This is a genomic window from Desulfovibrio biadhensis, from assembly GCF_055388615.1.
This window is the reverse complement of record NZ_AP042477.1, coordinates 885,077-908,194: the sequence shown is the minus strand read 5'-3', so window position 1 is coordinate 908,194 and position 23,118 is coordinate 885,077. Positions and strand designations below refer to the sequence as shown.

20 protein-coding genes and 1 riboswitch are annotated in these 23,118 nt (G+C 57.3%); of the genes, 11 read left to right on the top strand and 9 right to left on the bottom strand.

Annotation, left to right across the window (positions count from 1 at the left end; translation table 11 throughout):
* The first annotated feature begins 20 nt into the window (after window positions 1-20).
* Complete coding sequence (locus ACZ5EH_RS04100; RefSeq protein WP_464276864.1) at window positions 21-182, top strand: hypothetical protein; 162 nt, start codon at window positions 21-23, stop codon at window positions 180-182.
* A gap of 69 nt (window positions 183-251) precedes the next feature.
* On the opposite strand, the gene ACZ5EH_RS04095 is transcribed toward ACZ5EH_RS04100, so the two are convergent.
* The 3 genes from ACZ5EH_RS04095 to ACZ5EH_RS04085 form a co-directional block, all read right to left on the bottom strand.
* A complete protein-coding gene (locus tag ACZ5EH_RS04095) occupies window positions 252-623 on the bottom strand; it encodes an iron hydrogenase small subunit (RefSeq protein WP_464276863.1) in 372 nt (123 codons plus the stop codon).
* 10 nt (window positions 624-633) lie between these two features.
* Entirely contained in the window at window positions 634-1,899 is a 1,266-nt protein-coding gene (locus ACZ5EH_RS04090; RefSeq protein WP_464276862.1) for a [FeFe] hydrogenase, group A, read from the bottom strand.
* A 178-nt stretch (window positions 1,900-2,077) separates the two neighbouring features.
* Entirely contained in the window at window positions 2,078-2,674 is a 597-nt protein-coding gene (locus ACZ5EH_RS04085) for a hypothetical protein (protein WP_464276861.1), read from the bottom strand.
* Between the two features lie 473 nt (window positions 2,675-3,147).
* Between ACZ5EH_RS04085 and ACZ5EH_RS04080 the strand changes: the two genes are divergently transcribed.
* The 8 genes from ACZ5EH_RS04080 to ACZ5EH_RS04045 all read left to right on the top strand — a co-directional run bounded on the left by ACZ5EH_RS04080 (window position 3,148) and on the right by ACZ5EH_RS04045 (window position 15,420).
* Complete coding sequence (locus ACZ5EH_RS04080; RefSeq protein WP_464276860.1) at window positions 3,148-3,390, top strand: TM1266 family iron-only hydrogenase system putative regulator; 243 nt, start codon at window positions 3,148-3,150, stop codon at window positions 3,388-3,390.
* A gap of 19 nt (window positions 3,391-3,409) precedes the next feature.
* Window positions 3,410-4,831, top strand: coding sequence for a [FeFe] hydrogenase H-cluster radical SAM maturase HydG (gene hydG, locus ACZ5EH_RS04075; protein ID WP_464276859.1), 1,422 nt, complete (start codon window positions 3,410-3,412; stop codon window positions 4,829-4,831).
* Window positions 4,832-4,860: 29 nt separating this feature from the next.
* Window positions 4,861-5,190 carry a hypothetical protein gene (locus ACZ5EH_RS04070; protein WP_464276858.1) on the top strand — a complete coding sequence of 110 codons (330 nt, stop codon included), beginning with the start codon at window positions 4,861-4,863 and terminating at the stop codon, window positions 5,188-5,190.
* A complete protein-coding gene (locus ACZ5EH_RS04065; protein ID WP_464276857.1) occupies window positions 5,141-6,592 on the top strand; it encodes an aspartate ammonia-lyase in 1,452 nt (483 codons plus the stop codon). The genes ACZ5EH_RS04070 and ACZ5EH_RS04065 overlap by 50 nt, the downstream gene beginning before the upstream one ends.
* Window positions 6,589-7,629, top strand: coding sequence for a [FeFe] hydrogenase H-cluster radical SAM maturase HydE (gene hydE / locus ACZ5EH_RS04060; RefSeq protein WP_464276856.1), 1,041 nt, complete (start codon window positions 6,589-6,591; stop codon window positions 7,627-7,629). The genes ACZ5EH_RS04065 and hydE overlap by 4 nt, the downstream gene beginning before the upstream one ends.
* Window positions 7,629-8,831, top strand: a complete 1,203-nt coding sequence (gene hydF, locus ACZ5EH_RS04055; RefSeq protein WP_464276855.1) for a [FeFe] hydrogenase H-cluster maturation GTPase HydF — start codon at window positions 7,629-7,631, stop codon at window positions 8,829-8,831. Before hydE ends, hydF begins: the two co-directional genes overlap by 1 nt.
* 125 nt (window positions 8,832-8,956) lie before the next feature.
* Window positions 8,957-10,918 (top strand): autotransporter assembly complex protein TamA, encoded by a 1,962-nt coding sequence (locus tag ACZ5EH_RS04050; protein WP_464276854.1) that lies wholly within the window; start codon window positions 8,957-8,959, stop codon window positions 10,916-10,918.
* Window positions 10,918-15,420 carry a translocation/assembly module TamB domain-containing protein gene (locus ACZ5EH_RS04045; RefSeq protein ID WP_464276853.1) on the top strand — a complete coding sequence of 1,501 codons (4,503 nt, stop codon included), beginning with the start codon at window positions 10,918-10,920 and terminating at the stop codon, window positions 15,418-15,420. Before ACZ5EH_RS04050 ends, ACZ5EH_RS04045 begins: the two co-directional genes overlap by 1 nt.
* Here the strand turns inward: ACZ5EH_RS04045 and ACZ5EH_RS04040 are convergent.
* The 4 genes from ACZ5EH_RS04040 to ACZ5EH_RS04025 form a co-directional block, all read right to left on the bottom strand.
* Entirely contained in the window at window positions 15,414-16,745 is a 1,332-nt protein-coding gene (locus ACZ5EH_RS04040; RefSeq protein ID WP_464276852.1) for a YihY/virulence factor BrkB family protein, read from the bottom strand. The genes ACZ5EH_RS04045 and ACZ5EH_RS04040 overlap by 7 nt on opposite strands.
* 2 nt (window positions 16,746-16,747) lie before the next feature.
* Window positions 16,748-17,620 carry a mechanosensitive ion channel family protein gene (locus ACZ5EH_RS04035; RefSeq protein WP_464276851.1) on the bottom strand — a complete coding sequence of 291 codons (873 nt, stop codon included), beginning with the start codon at window positions 17,618-17,620 and terminating at the stop codon, window positions 16,748-16,750.
* A gap of 153 nt (window positions 17,621-17,773) precedes the next feature.
* Window positions 17,774-18,748: an alpha-ketoacid dehydrogenase subunit beta gene (locus ACZ5EH_RS04030; RefSeq protein WP_464276850.1), complete on the bottom strand. Its 975-nt coding sequence runs from the start codon at window positions 18,746-18,748 to the stop codon at window positions 17,774-17,776.
* Between the two features lie 10 nt (window positions 18,749-18,758).
* The gene (locus tag ACZ5EH_RS04025) at window positions 18,759-19,739 is read right to left on the bottom strand and encodes a thiamine pyrophosphate-dependent dehydrogenase E1 component subunit alpha (protein ID WP_464276849.1); all 981 of its coding nucleotides are present in this window, start codon (window positions 19,737-19,739) and stop codon (window positions 18,759-18,761) included.
* Between the two features lie 317 nt (window positions 19,740-20,056).
* Here ACZ5EH_RS04025 and ACZ5EH_RS04020 point away from each other — a divergent pair, with 317 nt between their 5' ends.
* Both ACZ5EH_RS04020 and ACZ5EH_RS04015 read left to right on the top strand, forming a co-directional pair.
* A complete protein-coding gene (locus tag ACZ5EH_RS04020; protein WP_464276848.1) occupies window positions 20,057-20,467 on the top strand; it encodes a phasin family protein in 411 nt (136 codons plus the stop codon).
* A complete protein-coding gene (locus ACZ5EH_RS04015) occupies window positions 20,468-22,120 on the top strand; it encodes an ABC1 kinase family protein (protein WP_464276847.1) in 1,653 nt (550 codons plus the stop codon).
* Between the two features lie 202 nt (window positions 22,121-22,322).
* Here ACZ5EH_RS04015 and ACZ5EH_RS04010 read toward each other — a convergent pair whose 3' ends face one another.
* Both ACZ5EH_RS04010 and ACZ5EH_RS04005 read right to left on the bottom strand, forming a co-directional pair.
* The gene (locus ACZ5EH_RS04010; RefSeq protein ID WP_464276846.1) at window positions 22,323-22,532 is read right to left on the bottom strand and encodes a hypothetical protein; all 210 of its coding nucleotides are present in this window, start codon (window positions 22,530-22,532) and stop codon (window positions 22,323-22,325) included.
* A 38-nt stretch (window positions 22,533-22,570) separates the two neighbouring features.
* Window positions 22,571-22,780, bottom strand: coding sequence for a hypothetical protein (locus ACZ5EH_RS04005; protein WP_464276845.1), 210 nt, complete (start codon window positions 22,778-22,780; stop codon window positions 22,571-22,573).
* A gap of 223 nt (window positions 22,781-23,003) precedes the next feature.
* A riboswitch (cyclic di-GMP riboswitch) is annotated at window positions 23,004-23,104 on the bottom strand.
* Between the last annotated feature and the right edge of the window lie 14 nt (window positions 23,105-23,118).

Sequence of the window (23,118 nt, the reverse complement as noted above, 5' to 3'; positions counted from 1 at the left end):
AAAACAGGAGCGGTATTCTTATGGAGGCAGGGCGCTTGCTCAACCTGCTCTACCTGGTTTTGTTGCTGGCTGTGATTCTGCTGGCCTGGCGCTGGCCGCGCATCAGTCATCGCAAATTCAACTGGCGCAGCCTGAAAAACGACAAAAAACGGGAAAACCACCGGGAAAACAGGGAAAAGTAAATGGTCTGAAGTGCGACCCTCGAATCAGAAACGCTCCTCATCTCAGGCCGAAGGGATGGAGGGCGTTAGTTATTCGTAAGGGTAGCCGCCGGTGAATTCGTCTGCGCGCGGATTGGGGTAGACTCGCTGCGCGATCAGCTCCTGAACCCCCTTGGAACGATCGGTCCAGTGCATGTGCAGAAACTGCTCGGCCTCATGGCTCATGGGGTGTTCCAGCCAGACTTCGTACAATTTGATAACCTGGGGGTTATCCTGGGATGCCCGGATGGGGAAGGCCTGGTCCGCGGCATACACGCCGTTTATGCGGTCCAGCATGTAATCCTTCAGTTCCTTGGAGGCGGCAAGGGCCTTGTTGGTGAAACGCAGGCCGACAATGGCGCCGCCGCATGCGATGCAGCCGACCTTGAGGAATTGGCGCCGGGTGAAATCAGCAAAACTCATGGCGTTCTCCTTATGCCTTGTTGGCCGACATCATGGCCAAACGCTTTTTGAATCCAGCATAAACCTTCGTGGTCCGGCGATCCATGGCCTCGAGCACTCCGGGCATGATGGGCTGTCCGCCGCCACATACACAGCCGCCAGGGCAGGCCATGAATTCTATAAAATGCCAGGGGCTCTTGCCGGTTTTGACGATGTCGCAGACTTCGCGAAAGCGTTTCGCCCCATGCAGTACGGCTACGCTGACCTTCACATCACCCACGGTGACGGTGCCTTCTTTGAGGCCGTTCAGACCACGCACCATCTTGAAGTCCCAACTCGCCGGCTTTTCTCCTGTTACCGCCTGGTAGGCATAGCGCAGGGCCGCCTCCATGACACCGCCGGTAACGCCGAATATGGTGGCGCCGCCAGTGGAGTCGCCCATGAGGGTGTCACGCGCACCATCGGGCAGGTTGGCGAAGTCGATGCCTGCCTGCTTGATCATGTAGGCCAGCTCGCGAGTGTCTATGGTAGCGTCGATGTCCTTGTAGCCGCTTGACCAAAGATCAGGGCGCATGCCTTCGTACTTCTTGGCCGTGCAGGGCATGATGGAAACCGTGTAGACCTTGGCGCGGTCGTACTTCATGGTGTCAGGGCCGTATGTCTTGGCAAGGGCGCCCATCATTCCGATGGGAGATTTGCAACTGGACAGGTGCGGGAACAGCTCGGGATAGAAGCTCTCCACGTACTTGTGCCAGCCCGGACAGCAGGATGTGAACTGCGGCAAAGGCTTGTCGATCTGTTTGGTCAGGCGCTTCACGAACTCGGTGCCTTCTTCCCAAATGGTCACGTCAGCAGTGAACTCGTTGTCCCACACATGGTCAAAGCCCAGTTCCTTCATGGCGCTGAGCATCTTGCCCGTGGTCACGGAGCCGACAGGCATGCCGAAACAGTCGCCCAGACCGTAGCGAACGGCAGGTGCGGGCATGGCGATGACCTTGATCTCCGGATCCTTGATCTTTTCGACTATTTCGCTGACCCAGGATTGGACCTCGTAAATTGCGCCCACAGGGCAGTGGGTGAGACACTGGCCGCAATTGATGCACAGTTCGGTATGGGGGATGGAATGCTCTTCCCCACTTTCACCGAAGATGGCGCCTGTAGGGCAATAGCTTTGACAGGTGTCGCACCCTATGCACTTCTCCGCATCTATCTGGATGAAGAACAGATCATCCGGATTGGCTTTTGGATCAGGTGCATGATCCTCGTAAAAAACCTTTTCCATTTCGATTCGACTCATAATCGACCTCCCGATGTTATGGTTTTGGGCTGCGGTCCTTCGCGGCATTTTACGCCGGAAAAAAGACCGGTGGACCCGCATGTCCTGAAGTGCGCTGCAATGAACCTCCTGGAGTGAGCGTGTTATTACGTATAATGCGTAGGCTTGGTGTGAACATGCTCCTGCTTCGTAAACATCCTTACAGTGTCGTTTTCAGCCAGGGCATGGCGTATAATCGGGCAACGGATGTGCCTTCGCAGCAACGCCAGTCCCTCAGTTGGGAAAGAATACGATGCACCACCTTTCTGGCGGTTTTTCTCCCATTCCATGAAAGCGACGCCTCTGTCTGATTGAGGGCAACACCTGCTAAAACAAAACGGATTTGAGCCGGTACTGTTCCTGCAAGCGTCGGGGCGATCAGCATTTTGGCCAGTGGTTTCAACGCAACGGATTCCGACCCTCCGGAACAGGCCAGTGACAGAAATTGCTGCATATCCAGGCTGGAGATACAGTCCTTGTCAGGCGGGGTGGCGGCAAACATATAATGGAAAATGATAACCGCGCTGCGGTCCTGGAACAAGGACGGCAGGTGATGATATGCGTCATCCATATAGTGGAGTTCTGTCTCGGGAGGGAGACTCTCCTGTTTCAGAGCTTCTATGACATGCAGCCCAAGGCTGCAGTCCCCTTGTAGCAGGTTGCCAAAAGCGATCACGGAAGCATGGGGCAATGCCCTGGATTCGGGGGCATGACCTGCGCCCGCGGCAGATGGGGAAGCGCCAACAGGGTCTCGCATACGCACACCAGTGTAGTATGTATATAGTGTATAAAAAATTGAAATAAGTAATACGTGAGGCAAAATACTGCACACCGCAAAAGAAAGCAAGCGTAGCACATATCTTTTTTCTGTCACAGTGGACATAAATCAAAGGTTTCACCAGAATTACCCTTATTCTCCCTGGATATGCGCCGAGAAAGGATATGCCTGATGGAGAATGTAGGTGTGAGCGGAAATAATATGTAGTCTTTTAGTGTTACCAATTCTTGACAAGTAACACTAATAGCCGTAATTCTCCCTCCGAAAGAATCACGTGAAGCTACGCAGCCTGCGGCAAGGGAATTTCTGAACCTCAGGGCGAAGACGAATTTTGGTCTTGCCCTTGTGGCAGGAGCACCTGCAGCTTTTCGCTCTGCGCTTCGCTCCCAAATAGGAACAGCATGGTAAGGTCATGCGGTTGCGTTCTTCCAGTCCACAAGGAGAGTGCCATTATGGAAAGACGTACCGGCATTGTTGGTATCTTCATCAACGAGCGGGAAAAAGCCGCCCACGAGGTGAACGAGTTGCTGAGCTGCAACGCGGGACGCATCGTCGGGCGGCTTGGTTTGCCGTTCCGGGAGAAAAACGTTAGTGTTATTGCCCTGATCGTAGAAGCCACTACCGATGAGGTCGGGGCCCTGACGGGCAAGCTGGGCATGCTGGAAGGCGTGCGCGTCAAATCCTTTGTGATCTGATTCCAGGAGGGAACCGACAATGACCAACGCAAAATCTGCTGACGATCTGTACAATTTCATAGATGAATCCGCCATCTGGGGCGACATTGAAAAAGCCAAGAATCCTGCGCCGAGTCTGGTGCGTGAAGTGCTGGACATGGGGCTGGAGAAAAAGGGCCTGATGCCTTTTGAGGCCGCCGTTCTGCTGCAAAATACCGACAGGGAATTGGACGAAGAGATTTTTGAAACCGCGAGGAGCATCAAAAAAGCCATCTATGGTAACAGGCTTGTCCTGTTTGCGCCGCTGTACATCACCAACGAATGCCGCAACCAGTGCGCGTATTGTGGATTCAACGCCTCAAACAAGGAGCTTCAACGCAGAACCCTGAGCAAGGAGGAGCTGCGTAAAGAGGTAGAGGTGCTTGAAGACTTGGGGCACAAGCGCTTGCTTTTGGTTTATGGCGAACACCCCAAGCTCGGCGCGGAGTGGATCGCAGACACGGTGCGCACCGTATACGATGTAACTTCGGAAAAGAGCGGTGAAATCAGGCGTGTGAACATTAACTGCGCCCCCCTTGATGTGGATGGCTTCAAGCTTCTGCACGATGTGGGCATTGGCACCTACCAGTGTTTTCAGGAGACCTACCACAGAGACACCTATTCCAAGGTGCATATCGCCGGCCGGAAGACCGACTTCCTCTGGCGGCTCCACGCTTTGCACAGAGCCCAGGAAGCCGGCATCGACGATGTCGCCCTCGGCGTACTCTTCGGACTCCATGACCCGGTCTTCGAGGTACTGGGTTTGCTGCACCATGCACAGCAACTGGAAAAAGACTGGGGTGTGGGGCCGCACACCATTTCCTTCCCCAGACTGGAGCCGGCGCTGGGCGCAAAAATGGCGTACGATCCGCCATTTCCCACTACAGACCACCAGTTCAAGAAGATTGTAGCCGTGTTGCGCATAGCAGTGCCCTATACGGGGCTTATCCTGACCACGCGGGAGTCCGCGCCCTTGCGCAAGGAAGTGTTGGAAGTGGGGGTTTCACAGCTCTCGGCAGGTTCGCGGACCTATCCCGGCGCGTACCAGGACCCGGATTATGATCGTCCCGATGTGCAACAGTTCTGCGTGGGCGACAGCCGCTCATTGGACGAAGTCATTCGCTCCATCGTCTCGGACCATGGGTATGTGCCTTCCTGGTGCACGGCCTGTTACAGGCTGGGGCGCACGGGCGAACATTTCATGGAGCTGGCCAAACAAGGCTTCATCCAGCAGTTTTGTTTGCCCAATGGACTGCTGACCTTTAAGGAATATCTGGAAGACTACGCTTCCGCAGATACGCGCAAGGCCGGCGAGGTCCTGCTGCAAAACGAGGTGGCGAGCTTCGCGGATGAAAGGCGTAAAGATTCCCTGTTGCGAAGGCTGGACCGCATCTCCCACGGAGAACGTGATCTGTACTATTGAGCAGCCACAGAGCAAACAGGGGGCATGCAATGATCATTGCATTGAACAAGAAAACCCTGGGAATGATCAGCACATTTGCCGGGGAGTATGACACTGACGGCATCTGGATTACGGACGGGGCGGATATGCAGTGCCTTTTCACTCCAGATGTGTGCACCTGGCAGGATAACGCGTGCAACAATGGCGCTCTGGCCTTGAAATACCGCCTGACAAGCGGACTCTCCCTGCTCATATGGACCAGGGAGTGCCGCCAGCCGGACAGGCAACAGCGCGTTAGCATCGACAACATCATCCTAGCAGTGGAAAACCATGCCGCAACAGAACGAAAAGCAAAGGACGGAGAAGGACGCGCTGGGTGAGCGCACACTTCCGGCCGCTGCCTATTATGGCATTCACACTACAAGGGCGCGGGAGAACTTTCCGCTTTCCGGGCGGTCTTGGCCCGCGCCCTTTATCACCGCGCTGGCCCAGGTCAAGCTGGCCTGCGCCCGGGTCAATCTGGCCTTGGGGTGCCTGCCGCAGGACAAGGGGCAGGCCATTTGCCGGGCATGCGAGGAGCTGACCACACCCAATGGCGGCCTGCAACAGCATATTGTGGTGGACCCCTATCAAGGGGGCGCCGGCACTTCCACCAACATGAATATCAACGAGGTTCTAGCCAACCGCGCCATAGAGTTGCTCGGGGGAGAAAAGGGCGACTATGCGCTTGTGCACCCCATTGAGCATGTGAATCTGCACCAGTCCACCAATGACGTGTTTCCAACTGCCCTGAAAACCGCATGTCTGGCGCTGCTGGTGCAACTGGAAGAGCGGGCGGCGCGGTTGCAGGATGCATTGCAACGCAAGGAGCATGAACTGCGCGACGTGGTTTGCCTCGGGCGCACACAGTTGCGGGACGCCGTACCCATGACGCTGGGGATGACCTTTGGCGCTCATTCAGAAGGGGCGGCCCGGGATCGCTGGCGCATCTTCAAGTGCAGGGAGCGTTTGAAACAGGTGAACCTCGGGGGGACTGCCCTTGGTACGGGCCTGGGCGCGCCGCGTCAGTTCATTTTTCGCGCTGCGGATGAACTGCGCACCATCACTGGTTTGCCGGTTTCCAGGGCGGAGAACCTGGTGGACGCCACCCAGAGTCAGGATTGTTTTGCCGAGACGGCCGGCATTCTGGCCGCCTTTGCCGCCAATCTACTGAAGCTTTCGGGTGATTTACGGCTGCTGGCCAGCGGCCCCGCAGGCGGAATAGGTGAACTTGAATTGCCCCCCTTGCAAGCCGGCTCCAGCATCATGGCCGGCAAGACCAATCCCGTCCTCCCCGAGGCGGTGGGGCAGGTGGCTCTCAGGGTCATGGCCGCGCAGCAGACCGTGACCATGGCGGCCGGTTCCGGGCAACTGGGGCTGAACCAGTATATGCCGCTCATTGCCTTGGAAATGCTCGAAGCCCTTGGCCTGCTTATAAACGTGCTGCCGCCCTTGGTGGAAAAGTGCATTAACGGTGTGCGTCCAAGAGAGGAGCGCATAACCGAGAACCTGGAGCGCAGCGAGGCCTTGGCAACCGCTCTTGCGCCACATATCGGCTACTCCCGTGTGGAGCAGGTGGTGCTGCACGCCCGCAGCCATGGACTCACGGTGCGGGATGCCGCTCTGGCCCTTGGCGTGGCGGACGCCGCCACTCTGGACGAGCTGCTTTCACCGGGGCGCATGCGCAGGCTGGGGCACGATCTGCCCGAGACGTCAGCCAAAACCGACGGGGATGATGCGTGAGCCAGACCACTACCCTTTCACTGGGCGAAATCATTGACGCACTTATGGGTGACGACGACGCCGGTCTCTATGCCGCCGCCTGTGAAGCCAGGTATGATGTTTTTGGCGATTTTGTCCATCTTCGCGGTATAGTGGAGTTTTCCAGCCATTGTGTCCGGCACTGCAAGTATTGTGGCTTGCGGGCGCCCAACGCGCAGCAACAGCGCTACAGGATGACGCCAGAGGAAATACTCGATGCCGTGCGCTTGGCGCCTGAACTGGGATTGGGCACGATTGTGCTGCAATCCGGAGATGACCGTGCATTTGCGCCTTCTGCCATTGAAAAGCTGCTAGTGGAAATAAAGTCGCTGCCAACGCCATGGGGCGAGCCTTTGGCCGTAACCTTGAGCCTTGGGGAGCGCTCGGAAGAAGAACTACGCCGCTACAAGGAGTGCGGGGCGGATCGCTATCTTTTAAAGCTGGAAAGCTGTGACGCGGCCCTGCACGACAAGGCGCGCCCCGGCGAAAGCTTTGCGGCGCGGCTTGCCTGTCTGGAGACGCTGCGCAAACTTGGTTATGAAGTGGGATCCGGCGTTATTGTAGGCATTCCGGGGCAGAGCATGGAAAGGCTGGCCAAGGATTTGTTATTCCTTGCAGAGTTGGACCTGCACATGCTGTCGGCAGGACCTTTTGTGCCCCACCCAGAAACGCCGTGGGCTGATGCGCCATGGGGTGACCTGGATGTTGCCCTGCGGGCAACTGCGCTCATGCGTCTTCTGGAGCCACGGACAAACATCCCGGCCACCAGCGCCCTGGATTCCGTAGTGCCCCCCGAAATCTCTGGCAAGCGGCTTGGGCTCGATGTCGGCGCCAATGTGTTGATGCCCTCCCTTACGCCTGGGACCGTCCGCAACAGCTACTCCATATACCCAGGCAAGAACCGCCGCCATGCAGATGCCATCAGCGCGGTGGAAGATACCATCGCAGTGATAAGACGCGCAGGCATGGAACCCGCCCAAGGGCAGGGCGCTTCACCCAAGATGGAAAGGAAAGAATAATGTCAGATAAAGCGCCACGGGGCGTACGGCTGGTCATTACCCTTACCGGCCGGCGAAATGCCGGGAAATCCTCGCTTATCAACGCCATTGCCGGCCAGGAAATAGCCATTGTCTCGGATACGCCTGGCACCACCACCGACCCGGTGGCCAAACATTACGAACTGCTGCCCCTTGGCCCGGTGACCTTTTATGACACCCCAGGGCTGGATGATGCAGGCGATCTGGGGGCCTTGCGCGTGCAGGCGGCGCGCAAGGTGCTACTGCGGACGGACATGGCCGTGGTTGTAGCCGGGGAGAACGGGCTGGAGGCCCCGGAGCGTGAGGCTCTGAAGGAGTTGGCCAGTCTGGGCGTGCCCGCCATTGTGGTGCTGAACAAGGCGGATATTGCCCCGCCAGCCGCAAAAGATCTGGATTTTTGCACAGCACAGGGGGTGACGTGCTTGAGTGTCTCCGCCAGAACAGGGGATGGAGTGGACGCGCTCAAGGAGGCGCTTATTCGCGGGGTGCCGGAAGAATTCAAGGACGCTCCACCCCTGGCCGCCGATTTGATCCATGAAGGTGACTGGGTGCTTTTGGTCACGCCCATTGATCTGGCAGCGCCAAAGGGGCGGTTGATTCTGCCCCAGGTGCAGATGCTCCGGGAGGTTTTGGACTGTGACGCCCTGGGGGTGGTGGTCAAGGAGCGCGAAATCGAGGAGGCTTTGCAGAATTTGCAGCGCCCGCCTTCCCTGGTGGTCACGGATTCCCAGGTTGTTTTGAAGGTGGCGGGCGATGTGCCGGATACCGTGCCGTTGACTACGTTTTCCATGCTTTTTGCCCGTAACAAGGGTGACTTGAACGCCCTGGTGCAAGGGGCGCGGAAACTGGACGCCCTGCGTGATGGCGACCGTGTGCTCATGGCGGAAGCATGTTCCCATCACCCTGTGGCGGATGACATCGGTCGGGTAAAGCTGCCGCGCTGGATAACGCAATATACAGGGCGTGATTTGGAGTACGAGATGGTGGCGGGGAATGATTTCCCCGAAGATCTTGAGCGTTACGCATTGGTTGTGCATTGCGGCTCCTGCATGCTGAACCGGGCGGCCATGCTGCGCCGCATCCGGGAATGCAGCAGGGTTGGCGTGGCTGTTACCAACTACGGAGTGGCGATCTCCAAAGTGCAGGGGGTGTTGGACAGGACGGTGCGGCCCTTCGGCCTGTAGGGTATGCGCGCGGCGCCTGAAAAAGTCTCAGGATTGTCAATCTCTGAGAGTTGCAGGTGAAAAAATGTGCTTTAGGTTGCTTCCACCCTCTGCTAAAGATATAAAAAGGGGCTCGGAGCACTTACATGCACACACCGAACATACTCGCCGCCATGATCAGGATGCCATCTTTTTTTGCTTGTATAACGCTGGCTTTGACGCTGTGCGTGTCATTTTCCGCCTGGGCGCAAGGCGCCGCGGATTTGGACTTTGCATTTGGCATTGCTCCTGGTGTTACGCGTTCGCTCGATACTCAGAATTCGAATGCTGGTAAGGAAAGCACGGCTTCGGAGGCCACACCGCGGGCCGTTCGCACAGGGCGGGAAAAGATCGGTGGGTATGAGCCTGTAATCAGGGGGACTTTGAGCGATGACCTCCGTGAGATTGTGACGCAGTCCATCGATACCTTTACCCTGCAGGAGCAACCGCCGCCTACCCGAAATCTGCTCAAGCGGCGTATGCATGACGACATCCCCACCATTGAGAAGATCCTGAGTTCTCTCGGATACTTCAAGGGCAGTATTAAGATAAAGATCGAAAAAGGCGACGACGGCAAGCTCCGCGCCATTTTCCGCATCGATCAGGGGCCGCGTTTTGCCTTTGGCAAGCTCCAGATTGCGCCGACAGAAGGCGCGGCGACGGACGCACCGCTCCCTTCGCCGGAGGAAGCCGGTTTGTTCAAGGGGCAGGCCTACCGCGCCAAGGATGTGCTCGACGCGCAATCCTATATCTTGAAAAAGCTTGAGAACAATGGCTACCCATTCCCTAAAATCGCCAAGCGCGATGTGATAGCCAACCATAAAAATGACAAGGTTTCAGTGACGTACTTGGTGGATAGCGGGCCCAAGGCGGCATTCGGGCCCGTGACGATAAAGGGGCTGAAGTATGTGGACGAGTCCTACGTCAAGTTCAAGTTGACATGGAAAGAAGGGCAGCCGTTTGATGCCCGTGTATTGGAAAACTCGCGCTCGGCCTTGATTCAGACAGGGCTGTTTTCCATGGCGACCATGAGTCGCGAAGCTGTGACCCCCGAAGGCGAAGTGCCCATTACGATAGACATGGTGGAACGCAAGCCCCGCACCGTGCGGGCCGGTCTGCGTTACCGTACTGATACAGGCATCGGCGGCAAGGTGGAATGGGAGCACAGGACGCTTTTCGGCCAGGGCGAACACTTCAATGCTGCGATAGACGCCGACCAGACCATCCAGATGCTGAATCTTTCCCTGCGTAAACCCTCCGTGGGGCACGACGATCTTTCCCTGCTGGTAGAGCAGAAAGTGGCCCGGGAACGCAGCGACGCTTTTGATGGCGAATGGTCTCTTTCTTCTGTAGGGCTCGAATACCGGATAAACGACCATCTCACCTCTGGCGCAGGTGTCGCCTACCGTCTTTCGCGCATAGACAGTGGCAGCGACGGCGAGGACGCCGGCGAAGACGGCACATTCGGGCTGCTTTCCTTTCCGGCAAACCTGACCTGGGACAGCCGCAATGACATACTCAACCCCACCAAAGGGTGGCGGTGGCAGGTGTCAGGCGCGCCTTACATCGATACCTTGGGCAATGCCGCTCATTTTTTGCAGGGACAGGCGTCCTTTACCCATTATCTGAACCTGGTGGGGGAGGACACTTTGATCCTGGCCGTCCGCGCACTCGCCGGCAGTACACAGGGCGCATCGCTCTCTGACGTCCCTTCCGATGTCCGCTTCTATGCCGGCGGCGGCAGCTCCGTGCGCGGGTTCGACTATCGCAAGGCCGGCGACCTGGACAAAGACGGCGACCCCATCGGCGGGCTTTCGGTCTTCGAGTCCTCCGCAGAATTGCGCTGGCGTTTTCTGGGTGATTTCGGCCTGGTGGGCTTTGTGGACGCTGGCCGCGCCTATGAGCAGGAGGTCCCCGACATCGGCGATGAACTTTTTGTCGGCGCCGGTATGGGCGTAAGGTATTACAGCTTTGTGGGCCCCGTGGGCGTGGATGTCGCCATCCCGGTCAATGGCAGGGATGAGGACGATAATTACCAAATCTACGTCAGTTTGGGGCAGTCTTTCTGATGGCACTTTCTCCCCGCGTAAAAAAATGGTTGAAGTGGACGGGCCTGAGCCTGCTTGGTCTGCTGTTGCTCGTGGTGCTGATTCTTGGCGGCGCCATTGGCGCGTTGCACACCCAATGGGGGCGCGACAAGGTCGCCACCCTGGTGCAAGACCTGGCGGACAGCCCGGACATGCATATAGAGCTTGGCAACCTGGCCTCTGTCATGCCCTGGGACTTGCGCTTGGGGCACCTGGCCCTTGCAGACAGCCAGGGCGTCTGGCTCGAAGCCGATGAATTGGCTGTAAGCGTGGACCTGTGGCCCTTGTTGGATGGCGCCATCGCCGTGAACTGGGTCACTGCAGACAAGCTTGCCTATTTACGGGCGCCGGTTTCCACACAGCCCGCTCCAGAATCCACTGAACCCGTATCCTTGCAGATTCCCAAAATCCCGCCCGTGCGTCTGGACGAATTGCGTGTGGATCGCCTGCTCTATGCCTTTCCGCCGGCTGAAGGGGAAGCAGAGGGCGTAACCAAAGCCTACCGTGTCGGGGGATCCATCAAGCCTGAAGACGGTGACTTTGTACTGGACCTCGCCGTGGTGGAGCTGCCGGACACCATGGTTACGGGAGATACGAACACCCCTGCCCCAGAGGACTTCCGTCCGGACAAGGTGAAGCTTTTGGCCCGGCTGGATCAGGAAGCGGGAAATCTCTCCGTGGACGTCTCGGTTGCGGAAGGCTCAGGCGGGTTGATCGCCTCCTCTTTGGGCCTTGCCCCTGGCACGTCCGTGTCCGGCGGTTTGAAGGGAAGCGGACCTCTCAAGGATTGGGCCGGTGACTTGAAATTCGACATCGGAGGGCAGTCCCTGCTTGACGGCAGGGTGACACTCGCCCTTGACCGTATTGAAGACAAAGACAAGCTGCATGTTGGATTGACGGGTGATCTGGCGGATGTCGCCAACCTCGTGCCCCCGGATGTTGCCGGCATAACCGGCTCCACGGCGCGGCTCGATCTGGCTCTGCTGCTTGATGATCTTACCGGCGCTCCGGCAGTTACCATCGAATCGCTGGCCCTTGCCACCCCCACCTTGGGACTGCATGTCGCTGGCGCTCTTGTTGATGAAAACGTTACTGCGGCGGTCAAGTTTGACGTCAAGGACGCTTCCCTCCTGCAAAAGCTCTCCGGAGGGGCGCTGCACGGCGCTCCTGTGGTGCACCTTGATATTGAAGCCAACCAGGAGAAGGCGGTCGCCAACCTCGACGCTGGCCTGGGCGCGCTTGCCTTGCCGCAGCTTTCCAGTGATGCAGCCCGGTTGACAGCCAAGCTCGAGGCAGCGCACCCCATGGATGACGCCAAACGGGTGCTGGATTTGACAGGACAACTCCTGGTGGAGGGCTTGCAACCCCCGGAAGGGGTGGCGCTCGACCCTCATCTGGCAACGGATTTTGTCGTTCATATGGAGGAGCAGACACGGCTCACGGTGCGCTCACTGCATGTGGACAACGGGGAGAACACCATCACCGCCAAGGGCGATGTGGACCTGGAAGCGCTGCAGGTGGACGCACACCTGGCGGCTTCTCTTCCCAATGCGGGGGCGCTGTTCATGCTGCACCCCCTGAATGCCGCCGTGAATCTGGAAGCCGATGCAGCCGGCAGCATGGAAAAGGGAATTAATGTTTCCCTGAGCGGCGACGTGGACAAGCTGCAGGGACTCGACCCGCAGCTTGCCGCCTTGGTGGGCGAACATGTGGCGCTTACGGCCAAGGCGGATATTGACGAAAAGATGGTCGTCCTTGACTCCTTGGAGGTGGACAGCCTGACGGACCTGCGCGCCAAGGGGCGTTATGGTTTGCAGGATGGCAGTGTGGATGCGGCTTTGGACGTGACGCCACCTGATGATCTGGCGTTGCCGGGGGAAGCTGGCGACGCCGTGCAGCTTGCCGGACTTGAGCCCCTGCAGTTGACCGTAAAGGGCGATCTGCAGCGTCTGGATGTTACCGCCGGGGTGATGGCCGCGGCTGTAGACCTGCCGGACAGAAGTTTCCATGACCTGAAATTGCAGCTGGATGCAGGTATACCGCTTACGCCCCCTGCCGAGCAGGCTGCGGCCGACAGCTTTGCCCTGACCGTGAATACCCGGGAAGCCGACGTGGCGCTTTCCAGCAAGTATCATCTGGAACCGCAACGTCTTGCGCTTTCCAGTATAGATCTGACGGCGCCCGGCGTGAAAATGACGGGGAGTGTGGACCTGGACCTTGAGACCACGCTTGCCCAAGGCGGCATCAAGCTGGTGGCTGACAGGCTCGCTTCGGTGGGCGCTCTTGCCGGGGTGGATATGGCTGGCAGCCTGACGGCGGATGTCTCTTTGAGCAAGGACGCAGGAACACAGGGCGCCGTGCTCAAGGCGTCTGGTACGAATTTGGCTTTTGCCGACGCCACTGTGGAGAGCCTGCAACTGCGCTTTGAAAGCGGCAATGTCATGGGGCTGGCGGATGGCAGCGGCAATGCCAAAGTAGCGCTGCAAACAGGTAAAGCCGGCACGCCCGATGCTTTTGCCAGCAATGTGAAGCTGGATGCCAGCATGGGCAAAAAAATCGTGCAAATAGTGCTGGATGTAACCGGCCAGGCGTTCAAGCCCTTCGATCTCAAGCTGCAGGCCGCCCTGCAGCCCTTTGATGATGTTTTCTCCATGAATCTTTCCAGCCTCAAAGGAACATTTGCCGGGTTGCCCATTGCGTTGCGCAAACCCGTGGATGTCTCATTGCCGGGCGGGGGCGTAAAGCTTTCAGAACTCGCCCTGGGTGTGGATGACGCTCTTATCGCGGCGCAAGGCGCGTGGGGGCCGGAGAATGCCGACCTCACTGCACAGATCAAGAATTTTCGTCTGGCGATTTTGGAACAGATCGACCCAGAAGCCATGGCGAGTTTGCCCGAAGGGATAATTGACCTCGATGTGCGCGTGCAAGGCCCCATGGCCGCGCCAAAAATCAATGCCAAACTGCTGGCCACCAAGCTGGAACTGCCGGATGTTGAGGAAGGCGCCGACCTGGAATTGCCGGCGCTTGATTTTGACGCGACAGTGGCCTTTGCTTCCAGCAAGCTGACGCTGGATGCGCTGTTGACGGATGCCATTGATGAGAAAGCCGCGCCCCTTTTAAAGGTGAATTCTTCGCTGCCCATGAAACTGGCGCTGGAGCCTTTTGACTTTGCACTGGAGGAGAACGCGCCGCTGGAAGGTACGGTTGAGGGCAGGATTCAGCTTGCCATGGTGCAGCGTATGCTGGGCATGACGGATCAGGTTTTGGGGGGCAAAGCCTTGCTGGACGCCAGCATCGGGGGGCGTCTCAATGATGTTGACGTGGACGGCAAGCTGGCCGTGAAGAATGGCAGCTATGAAAATCTCAAGATTGGCACGGCGCTCATAGACCTGGAAGTGGAGGTCGTGGCCAAGGGAGAGAAGGTCAGCATCACAAAGCTCACGGCATCCGATGGTTTAGGGGGCAAGCTGAACGGAAAGGGCTCGTTGGCTCTGGAAGGGGACAATCCTTTCTCTGTCAACATTACCCTGACTTCGTTCACACCCATGCACCAGGATATTTTTACGGGCATTCTGAGCGGCGAAATCAATGTTGATGGCGACACAAAGCAGGGGGCCAAGGTTGACGGCGACATGACTGTGGATGAAGCCGAACTGGTTTTGCCCCAGGGACTGCCGCCATCTGTTGTAGTGGTGCCCGTGGAGCAAAAGAACGTAAAAGGGCAGGAGCCGCAGGAGAAAGAAGAGGAAAAGCCGGAAAGCGCCGCCTTCCCTGTAGACCTGAATATGCACATCTCCATCCCGGCGCGCTTCTATGTCAGCGGTCACGGGTTGGAATCCGAATGGCAGGGTGACCTGAAGGTGACAGGCGATGCCAATGACCCGCGTATCGTGGGCACCTTGGATGTGAAGCGGGGCACGTTTGATTTTCTGGATAAGAAGTTCGAGATCGAAGAGGGCAACCTGACGTTTACTGGCGCGTCGCCGCCCTCCCCGACTATACGCGTTGTAACGGCCACCCAGGCTGCTGACATCATTGCCCGTGTGATTGTGCAGGGGACGCCTGAGAACCTGAATATCAGCTTCAGCTCCGAGCCCTATTTGCCGCAGAATGAAATTCTGGCCGCCGTGCTCTTTGGCCGCAGGCTGGACAGCCTTACGCCCATGCAGGCCGTACGCTTGGCCAGTGCCGTGAACCAGTTATCCGGCGGTGGGGGCGGTTCTTCATTCAACGTGATAGATGACGTCAAGGACGCCCTGGGTGTTGACGAACTCACCGCTGGTGAAGGCAAAAGCGGCGGCACTACCCTGGAGGCTGGCAAGTACATAACAGATGACGTGTACTTGAAGGGCAGCAAGGGGCTTGACCCCCGCGACGACAATGTGAGCGTGGAAGTGCAGATCACCCCCAACCTGGGGTTGGAAAGTGAAATGGGTGCGGATTCTTCAGGCGGTCTGGGCGTGAACTGGCGGTACGATTACTGATCGGCGACCATGTTTTTGGAAGGCGATGCGTCTTCCATGGCGTCACCGTCTCCAAGTTCCAGGAGTTGCGCCAGGGTCAGGTTGTGTTCGCTGCCGGTAACTAGCTGGTCCAAAGCTGCCAACTGTGCATCTACAAGGGCATAGGCCTTGCCATCGCGCACGGGCAGGTTCTTGCTATCAGCATACATGAAGGCGTCGATGACGTGTTTCATGCGGAGCGTTTCGGGGGAACGCGCCATTGTCCATGCCTCACGTTCTTCATCATCCACCCGCACAAGAATACCCTGCGTGGCCATTTCCTCCATGATTCTGCGTAAAGGAATCAAAGGGGCGCCAAGGTCTTCAACAAGGTCTTCCAGCGACAGGGGCTTTTTGCCTTCCCAGAACGCATACCCCACGGTCACCAGGGCCTTGAGAGAAAGCTGTACGCGTTGCCCGGGGCTGACGTTTTTGAATTTCGCCTCGCCCATCAGGTTTTTGCCATTCTGCAGCACAAAAGAGACCTCCGCCCCTAAGAGGACGATGACCCAGCTCATGTAAACCCACACCAAAAAGAGGGGCAATTGCGCAAAGCTGCCATAGATGGCGTTGTATTTGGCGGCGCCGATCTGGAAGGTGAGGTAGGCCCATTGGGCCAGTTGCCACACCGTGCCCGCCACCACAGCGCCGACAATGGCGGGGGTGAAGCGCACTTTAGCCTGTGGCAAAAGCATATAGATGAAGAGCAGCACGCCCCACATGATGCACCAGGGGATGATTTTCAGCACCACTATGTAAAGCGCGCCGATGACGGTGTATTCCAGCAAACCCTGCACCACGGCATTGTTTTGCAATGTGGCGGAGATGCTGATTGCGGCTACCGTGGCAAGAGGGATGATGATTATTGCCGAAAGGTAGTCCGTAAATTTACGCAGCAGGCTGCGTCCTTTATTGAGTCCCCAGAGTGCGTTGAGGGAGTTTTCTATGTTGGAGATGAGCATGACGGCGGTGACCACCAGAAAGCTCACACCCACAACGCCCAAAGTGCGTACGTTGGTCTGGTTGATGTAGGTGATGATATGCTCCACCACCTGTTCGCGCCCGGCGGAGACTCTGAGCAACAGGTCGCGGATGAAGTCGGTGTTTTGGAAGCCGAACCCTTTGAGTACGGAAAAGGCCACGGCAAGAAACGGCACGATAGACAGCACTGTGGTATAGGTCAGGGCGGACGCCCTGAGAAAAAGCTGGTCGTCCAGGATGGATTCCACCAGCAACCGCCCCCAGGCGTAGACCATGTGGGCGGGCTTCCATTCCAGCAGTCTGTCTATCTGGTGCCGTATGTTCACGCTTATTGCTCCCCGTTGTTACCCATACCCTGGGGCTGCGTGGCGGGCACGTAATGTACAGTCTGCTGTGGGAGGGGGATGGTGATGCCTGCTTCGCCAAAGCGGTTCTTGATCGTTTCCAGCAGGTCCCAGCGCAGGGTCCACAGGTCGCTGCCTTTAACCCAGGGGCGCACGAGTATGTCCACCCCGTTGGGGGTCAGTTCACCAACGGCAATGGTGGGGGTGGGGTCTTTCAGAACGCGGGGGTCTTCATCCAGAATAGTCTGCAGCAGGGTCTTGGCTTTGCCGATGTCGTCCTTGTAGCTGACGGAGGCAACCAGATCGAGCCGCCGGGTGTCGTGCCGTGTCACGTTTATAATGACACCGTTCAGGATGTTTCCGTTAGGTACGTAGATTTGCTGATTATCCGGGGTGGTGAGTTCTGTGTTGAAGACGTTTACCGACTTCACGGTGCCTGATGTGCCAGCTACCGTGACATAATCCCCCACACGGAAAAATCGAAAGATGAGCAACATGACGCCTGCGGCGAAATTGGAAAGAGAATCCTTGAGTGCAAGACCAACGGCCAAACTGGCAGCGCCGAGAACGGCCAGAAACGAGGTGACGTCGACGCCAAGGGACCCCAAGGCTGCGATGACCACGGCCGTGATGAGCAGGTAATAGACTATGTTTTTGAGAAACGGTCCGATGGTGGGGTCAACCTTGCTCCGCATGAGCATGTGCTCTGATAAACCGGCCAGTTTCTTGCTTATGTAAAGTCCCACCAGCAGAATGGCTATGGCGGCGAGAACGCTCATGCCGTAGTCGACTATGTAGGAAATGAGCACATCTGGTAGGGATTGGATGTATGCAAGGTCTATCCCTGTCTGGGCCATGAGTTCCTCCGGAATATATTTGTTGGTAAATGGTTGTACTTGCAGATGACAGAACCAGTACTGTGAGCTAGCCCAGCTACGGTATCATGTCCAGTCTGTCACAGTTATAAAAAAATGGACCGCAGACAATGCCTGCGGCCCAGTCGCTGGTGGTCATAGAATCTGTTTGATTGCGGCGGCTATTTTTTCGGCATTGGGTTTGTAGAATTGCTCCTGGGGGGGAGAAAAGGGCACTGGAATATCGAGCCCGGCCACCCGCCTGACAGGCGCCTTGAGCGATGCAAAGCCCTCTTCCGCCACCATTGCCGCCAACTCTGCGCCATAGCCGCAGAACTTGGTGGCGTCATGCACCGTCACCAGGCGGCCTGTACGAGAAACGGATTCGAGGACGGTTTCTTTGTCCAAGGGAACAAGCGTGCGCAGGTCTATGACCTCCACGGAAACTCCCTCGGCTTCCAGAGCAGCCGCTGCGCCCAATGCGGCCAGCACTGCCCCGCCGTATCCCACCACTGTCACATCCGTTCCAGGGCGTTTGATGGCGGCCTTGCCCAGGGGCACACGCGCATCACCCTCCGGCACCGGCCCTTGCATCCAGTAGAGCCCCATCTCCTCCACAACAATGACCGGGTCAGGATCGAATATCGCCGTAAGCAGCATACCCTTGGCATCCGCTGGGGTGGAGGCGAAAGCTAACTTCAGGCCGGGAATATGGGCCATCCAGGCCTCTAGGTTGTGTGAATGCTGGCACCCGGCGGTAAACATGCCGGCCTTCACGCGGACAGTCAGGGGAAAACCGCTCTTACCGCCGCTCAGGTATCTGAGCTTGGCGGCATGGTTTACCAGCATGTCCGAGGCAAGGGTGATGAATGGAAAAAACATTATTTCCACCACAGGCAAAAGCCCCATGTTGGAGGCGCCCACGGCAAGGCCGGCAATGGCTGCCTCGCTCACAGGCGTATCCATTACCCTGCGGGGGCCGAATTGTTCCAGCAAACCGTGTGTCGGCATCAGAGGGTTGTCATGGATGGAGACGCCAATCCCTTCGCCTGCTACAAAAACACGCTCGTCCATTTCCATGGCCAGACTGAGGGCCTCTCGTATCGCAACACCTGTATGCAGTTCGCGCATGGCCGTCTCCTCAATATTCTTCAGGGCTTGCCCATAGGTGATCCAGGGCAGCCTCGGGTGCGGGGTAGGGACTGTCTTCAGCAAATGACTGTGCGGCGGCAACGGCTGCTGCTGCCTGCTGCCGCATGGCGTCGGCGTCTTCCTGTGCGACGAGGGATTCCTCTGCAAGCCGTTTACTGAACAGGGCAATGGGGTCGCGCTCTGCCCAGAATTCGATTTCAGCAGGGTCTACATAGTGCTGTTTGTCGTATTCGCCGTGCCCCCGCATGCGGTAGGTGGCCAGTTCCATGAGCGCGGGCCCCTGTTTTTGGCGGCAGTGCGCAATCAATTCCTGGGCAGTGTGCAGTATGTCGTCGGGATCGTTTCCGTTCACCAATTCGCCGGGCATGTTGTAGGAGGCCGCGCGTGTGGCGATGTTGCCTGCAGAGCAGTGTTCGGCAAAGCTTTGCGCCCCGGCCCAGCAATTGTTTTCGCAAACGAACAGCATGGGCAGTTTCCACAATCCGGCCAGATTCATGGCCTCGTGCACAGAGCCTTCCGCGGCTGCGCCATCGCCGAAAAAGACCATGGTGATGGCTTCGCTCTCCTTGTATTGCTGTGCAAAGGCCGCCCCCATGGCCAACAGGGGGCTGGCGCCCACCACGGTGGAGGTCATGAGCGCGTTCACTTCCGGGACGATGAGGTGCAGGGTGCCGGATTTGCCATGGTTCACGCCTGTTTCCTTACCCATAATTTCCGCAAGCAGGGTTTTGGGGTCTGCCCCCCGTGCAAGGAGGTGGGCATGGCTGCGATGATTGGTGACAATGACGTCATCATCCCTAAGTGCGAGTACGGCCGCCACCACGGCTTCCTGCCCAGTGGCGAGTATCTGCATGCCGGGCAGTTTGCCTTGTTCTGCGGCCAGGGTGCTCAAACAGTCTTCAAAGGCGCGCGTCAGGAACATTTTTTCAAGTATTGTCCGTCGCAGCGTCGTATTCGGCTCCGCAGCCATATGCGCCTCCTTATATGAGGGTGGACTCAAGTATTTTTATTTTTTCATGGATAACGTGGTTACGCAACATATATCGATTAAAAGGGCGACATGGTATGGTGCGAAGAACGGAAAAAGCTGCGAAGTAGAGTCACGCTGCATTCCAGGTGCGAATTGCACACAAAGAAATGGAACCTGGAGAACCTTGGCTGTGGATGGGGAGCGTCAGGGATTTCTTGACACTGACGTGCAATATGTAAGAATCTAAAATGATGGTGCTTAGAGTAGCCAGAACGTGTGCCGCAGGCACCTTGACGTAGCAGAGAGGAGGTCCCCCCATGCCTACACCGTCGCAACGCACCCGCAAGGGCGCAGATGAAAGGAGCAATATCGTGAAGGACTTTATCAAGGAAGGCCTGTTTGTAGGGCTGGGCGCAGCACTGCTGACCCGAGATAAGATAGAGGAAAATCTGCGCAAATATGTTGAGGAAGGCAAGCTTTCCTCCCAGGAAGCAAAAAGCGCTGCAGAGCGCATATTTGAAAAAGGGCAGAGCGAACTAGGCGAGTTTCAGGAAGTGTTGCAAAAGAACCTTTCCAGTAAACTGCAAGGCCTGGATCTGGCGTCACGCAGCGAGCTCGAAACCATGCAGCAGCGTCTGAACAAGATGGAAAAGCAAATGCAGGCCTTTGACATCCGCATGGCCGCGGCAGAACAAAAGGCGGAACAAAAAGGAAAGGAAGAGTCCTAAATGGACTTGAATACCTTCAGGCATCTGGGGCGGTTCAAGGAAATCGTCCTGACACTGGCGCGCTTCGGCTTTGATGAAGTGGTGGACCGGCTGGAATTGCCAGCCAAATTCCTGCCGTTTCCCTCTACAAAAGCGCATCTGGACCTGCCTTTTGAGGAGCGGTTGCGTTTACTGCTCGAAGCCTTGGGCCCCACGTATATCAAGCTGGGGCAGGTGCTCAGCCTGCGGCCCGATCTTGCGCCAGCCAAGCTCATAGAATCCCTGCGCAAACTGCAGGATCAGGTGGCGCCTGTTCCTTTTGAGGATATTAAGCCCGTGGTGGAAGCGGAGCTGGGCGCCCCTTTGGAAGAATTGTTTGCCGCTTTTGACCAAAAGCCTTTGGCCACCGCCTCGCTGGGGCAGGTGCACCGCGCCGTGTTGCCCGATGGCAAGACTTCCGTGGCGGTGAAGATTCTCAAGCCCGGCATCCGTGAGCGCATGGCATCAGATCTTTCCTTGCTGGAAAGTCTGGCCGAAACCCTGGACGGCAAGGTAGAAGCGCTGCAGTTGTACGACCTGCCAGGCATGGTGCGCGAGCTTTCCCAGATATTGAGCAAGGAGATCGATTTTCTGCGCGAGGCGCGCAACATAGGCATTGCCCGCGCCAATCTGGAGGGCCTGCCCAGGCTGCGCATCCCCATGGTCTTTGACGAGTACTCATCAGAGCAGGTGCTGACCATGGAGTTGCTGATCGGTCAAAAGCTCAATGACGTGAAGACCAGTGAACTGAAAGACCGTGAGGAGATAGCCAAGGCGGGTTTGCACGCACTGCTCAAGCAGATTCTCGAAGACGGCTTTTTCCACGCCGATCCGCATCCCGGCAACCTTGTCTTGCTGGAAGGCGGCGTGATCGGCCTCCTGGACTGGGGCATGGTGGGGCGTTTGACCAAACGAATGCGCTATTCCCTGGTCAGCATGGTGCACGCAGTGGAGCACAATGACAGCGAGCGCGTCATTCAGGTGCTGTTGCAGCTTTCGGATGCCGACCCCCCACCGCAAATGGAAATGCTGGAGCGCGAAATTTTGGACGTCATGGACGCCTACAGCCATGTGCCGGTTGGTGAGATTCGCGTGGGTACGCTGATGTCTGAATTGATCAATGTATTCCGGGAGTATGGCATCAGGGTGCCCCCTGGATTGGCGAGCGTGGTCAAGGCGCTTCTGAGCGGGGAGGGGGCTGTACGGCTTCTGTATCCCGAGTTGGATGTGATCGCCGAGGCTGAACCCATTGTGCGACGGCTGGCTGTGGAGCGTTACAGGCCGCATCGGGTTATGCACTCCCTGTTTCGGACATTAGAGAACGCCTGGCAATTGCACAGCCAGTTGCCCAACCGCATCGACAGGCTGATTCGCAAGGCCGAGCAGGGCGAGGCCACCATCAAGCTGCGTCACGAAAACCTGGGTGGTCTGCGCGAAACCCTGGATAATATTTTCAACCGCCTGGCCCTGGCCATAACCCTTGCGGCCATGTTCCTGGGGTCGTCCATCATTATCACCACCAAGGTGGAGCCATTCTTGTTCGGCTACCCCGCCTTGGGTGTTATTGGGTATGTGATTTCAGGAATTTTAGGGCTTTGGCTGGTCGTCAACATTCTGCGCCACAAGAAGTACTGACGGCAGCGCGCCAACTTACGGTGCGCTGCGTAAGCGCCCTGGAAGACCAACAGAAGAACAGCAGTAGAGCAACGGCCAGCGGAATCGCGCCTGGATACAAGACATTCTCCTGAAACAACGCATCATGGCATTGTCTCAGGCATAAGACGCAACGCTGCGCGCCGTCTGGGGGTAAAAATCTCCTGGAGCGGTGCTGCCGGCGCTACGCACTACTGCTGACGATTTTGCCACTCAAAACTTCGGCCATTGACGGGCCGGGCAGATCCTGTGGCACAACCTGTGGCGCAGCGGACTGCACTTTGTGCGCAGCATCCAGAACAACCCGCAGGGACTGGTCCGCGATGGTGTTGCTTCTGCTGGTGAAATCAGCGTTCAGGTCTAGTGCCTGCAATTGCTTGTCGGTATAAGGCATATCGGTCTCCTCCTGGTGCGTTCGGGTAGTGTGTAGCCTTAGCCCACGCTATCCACGACCTTGCCGCTGGTGGCTTCAATGGTCGGGGTGACATGAACTTCCCGCGGCAAGACATCTGGCCAGAGAGCCTGTTGGCTCTTCTGGGAGCTGACGAAATCACGCAGGCTTTGCGATGCGACGCTGTGGCTGATGCCCGAAAGATCGCTCACCATCCCCAGAAATTTCAATTGTCCTTCAACCACTTTCATAACAAAGGTTCCCCGTTGGTGTTTGTGCAAGCCCTTGCAACAGGCCTGGGGTTGGAGTTCAATAAAAAATACAACATTTCCGGCCGCCTCAGAAAGCACAACACGCCACGATACGGACCGTGGTATGTTTCGCATGCTCCCGGCGGCAGCCTTCCATGGCTTGTTTGGGGGCTTTGGGGAAGGAAAGCAGTGGTAAATATGGGGCCAAGAAGCTGGGCTTCTCATTGGCAACCCGGCTGTCTCAAGACCGCTCCGTCCATGGAAACGGGCTGGAGATCCGTGGCTTTCCGCCCCTGCTTCACAGCAGGTTAGGCTTTAACAATGAAACGACCTGATAG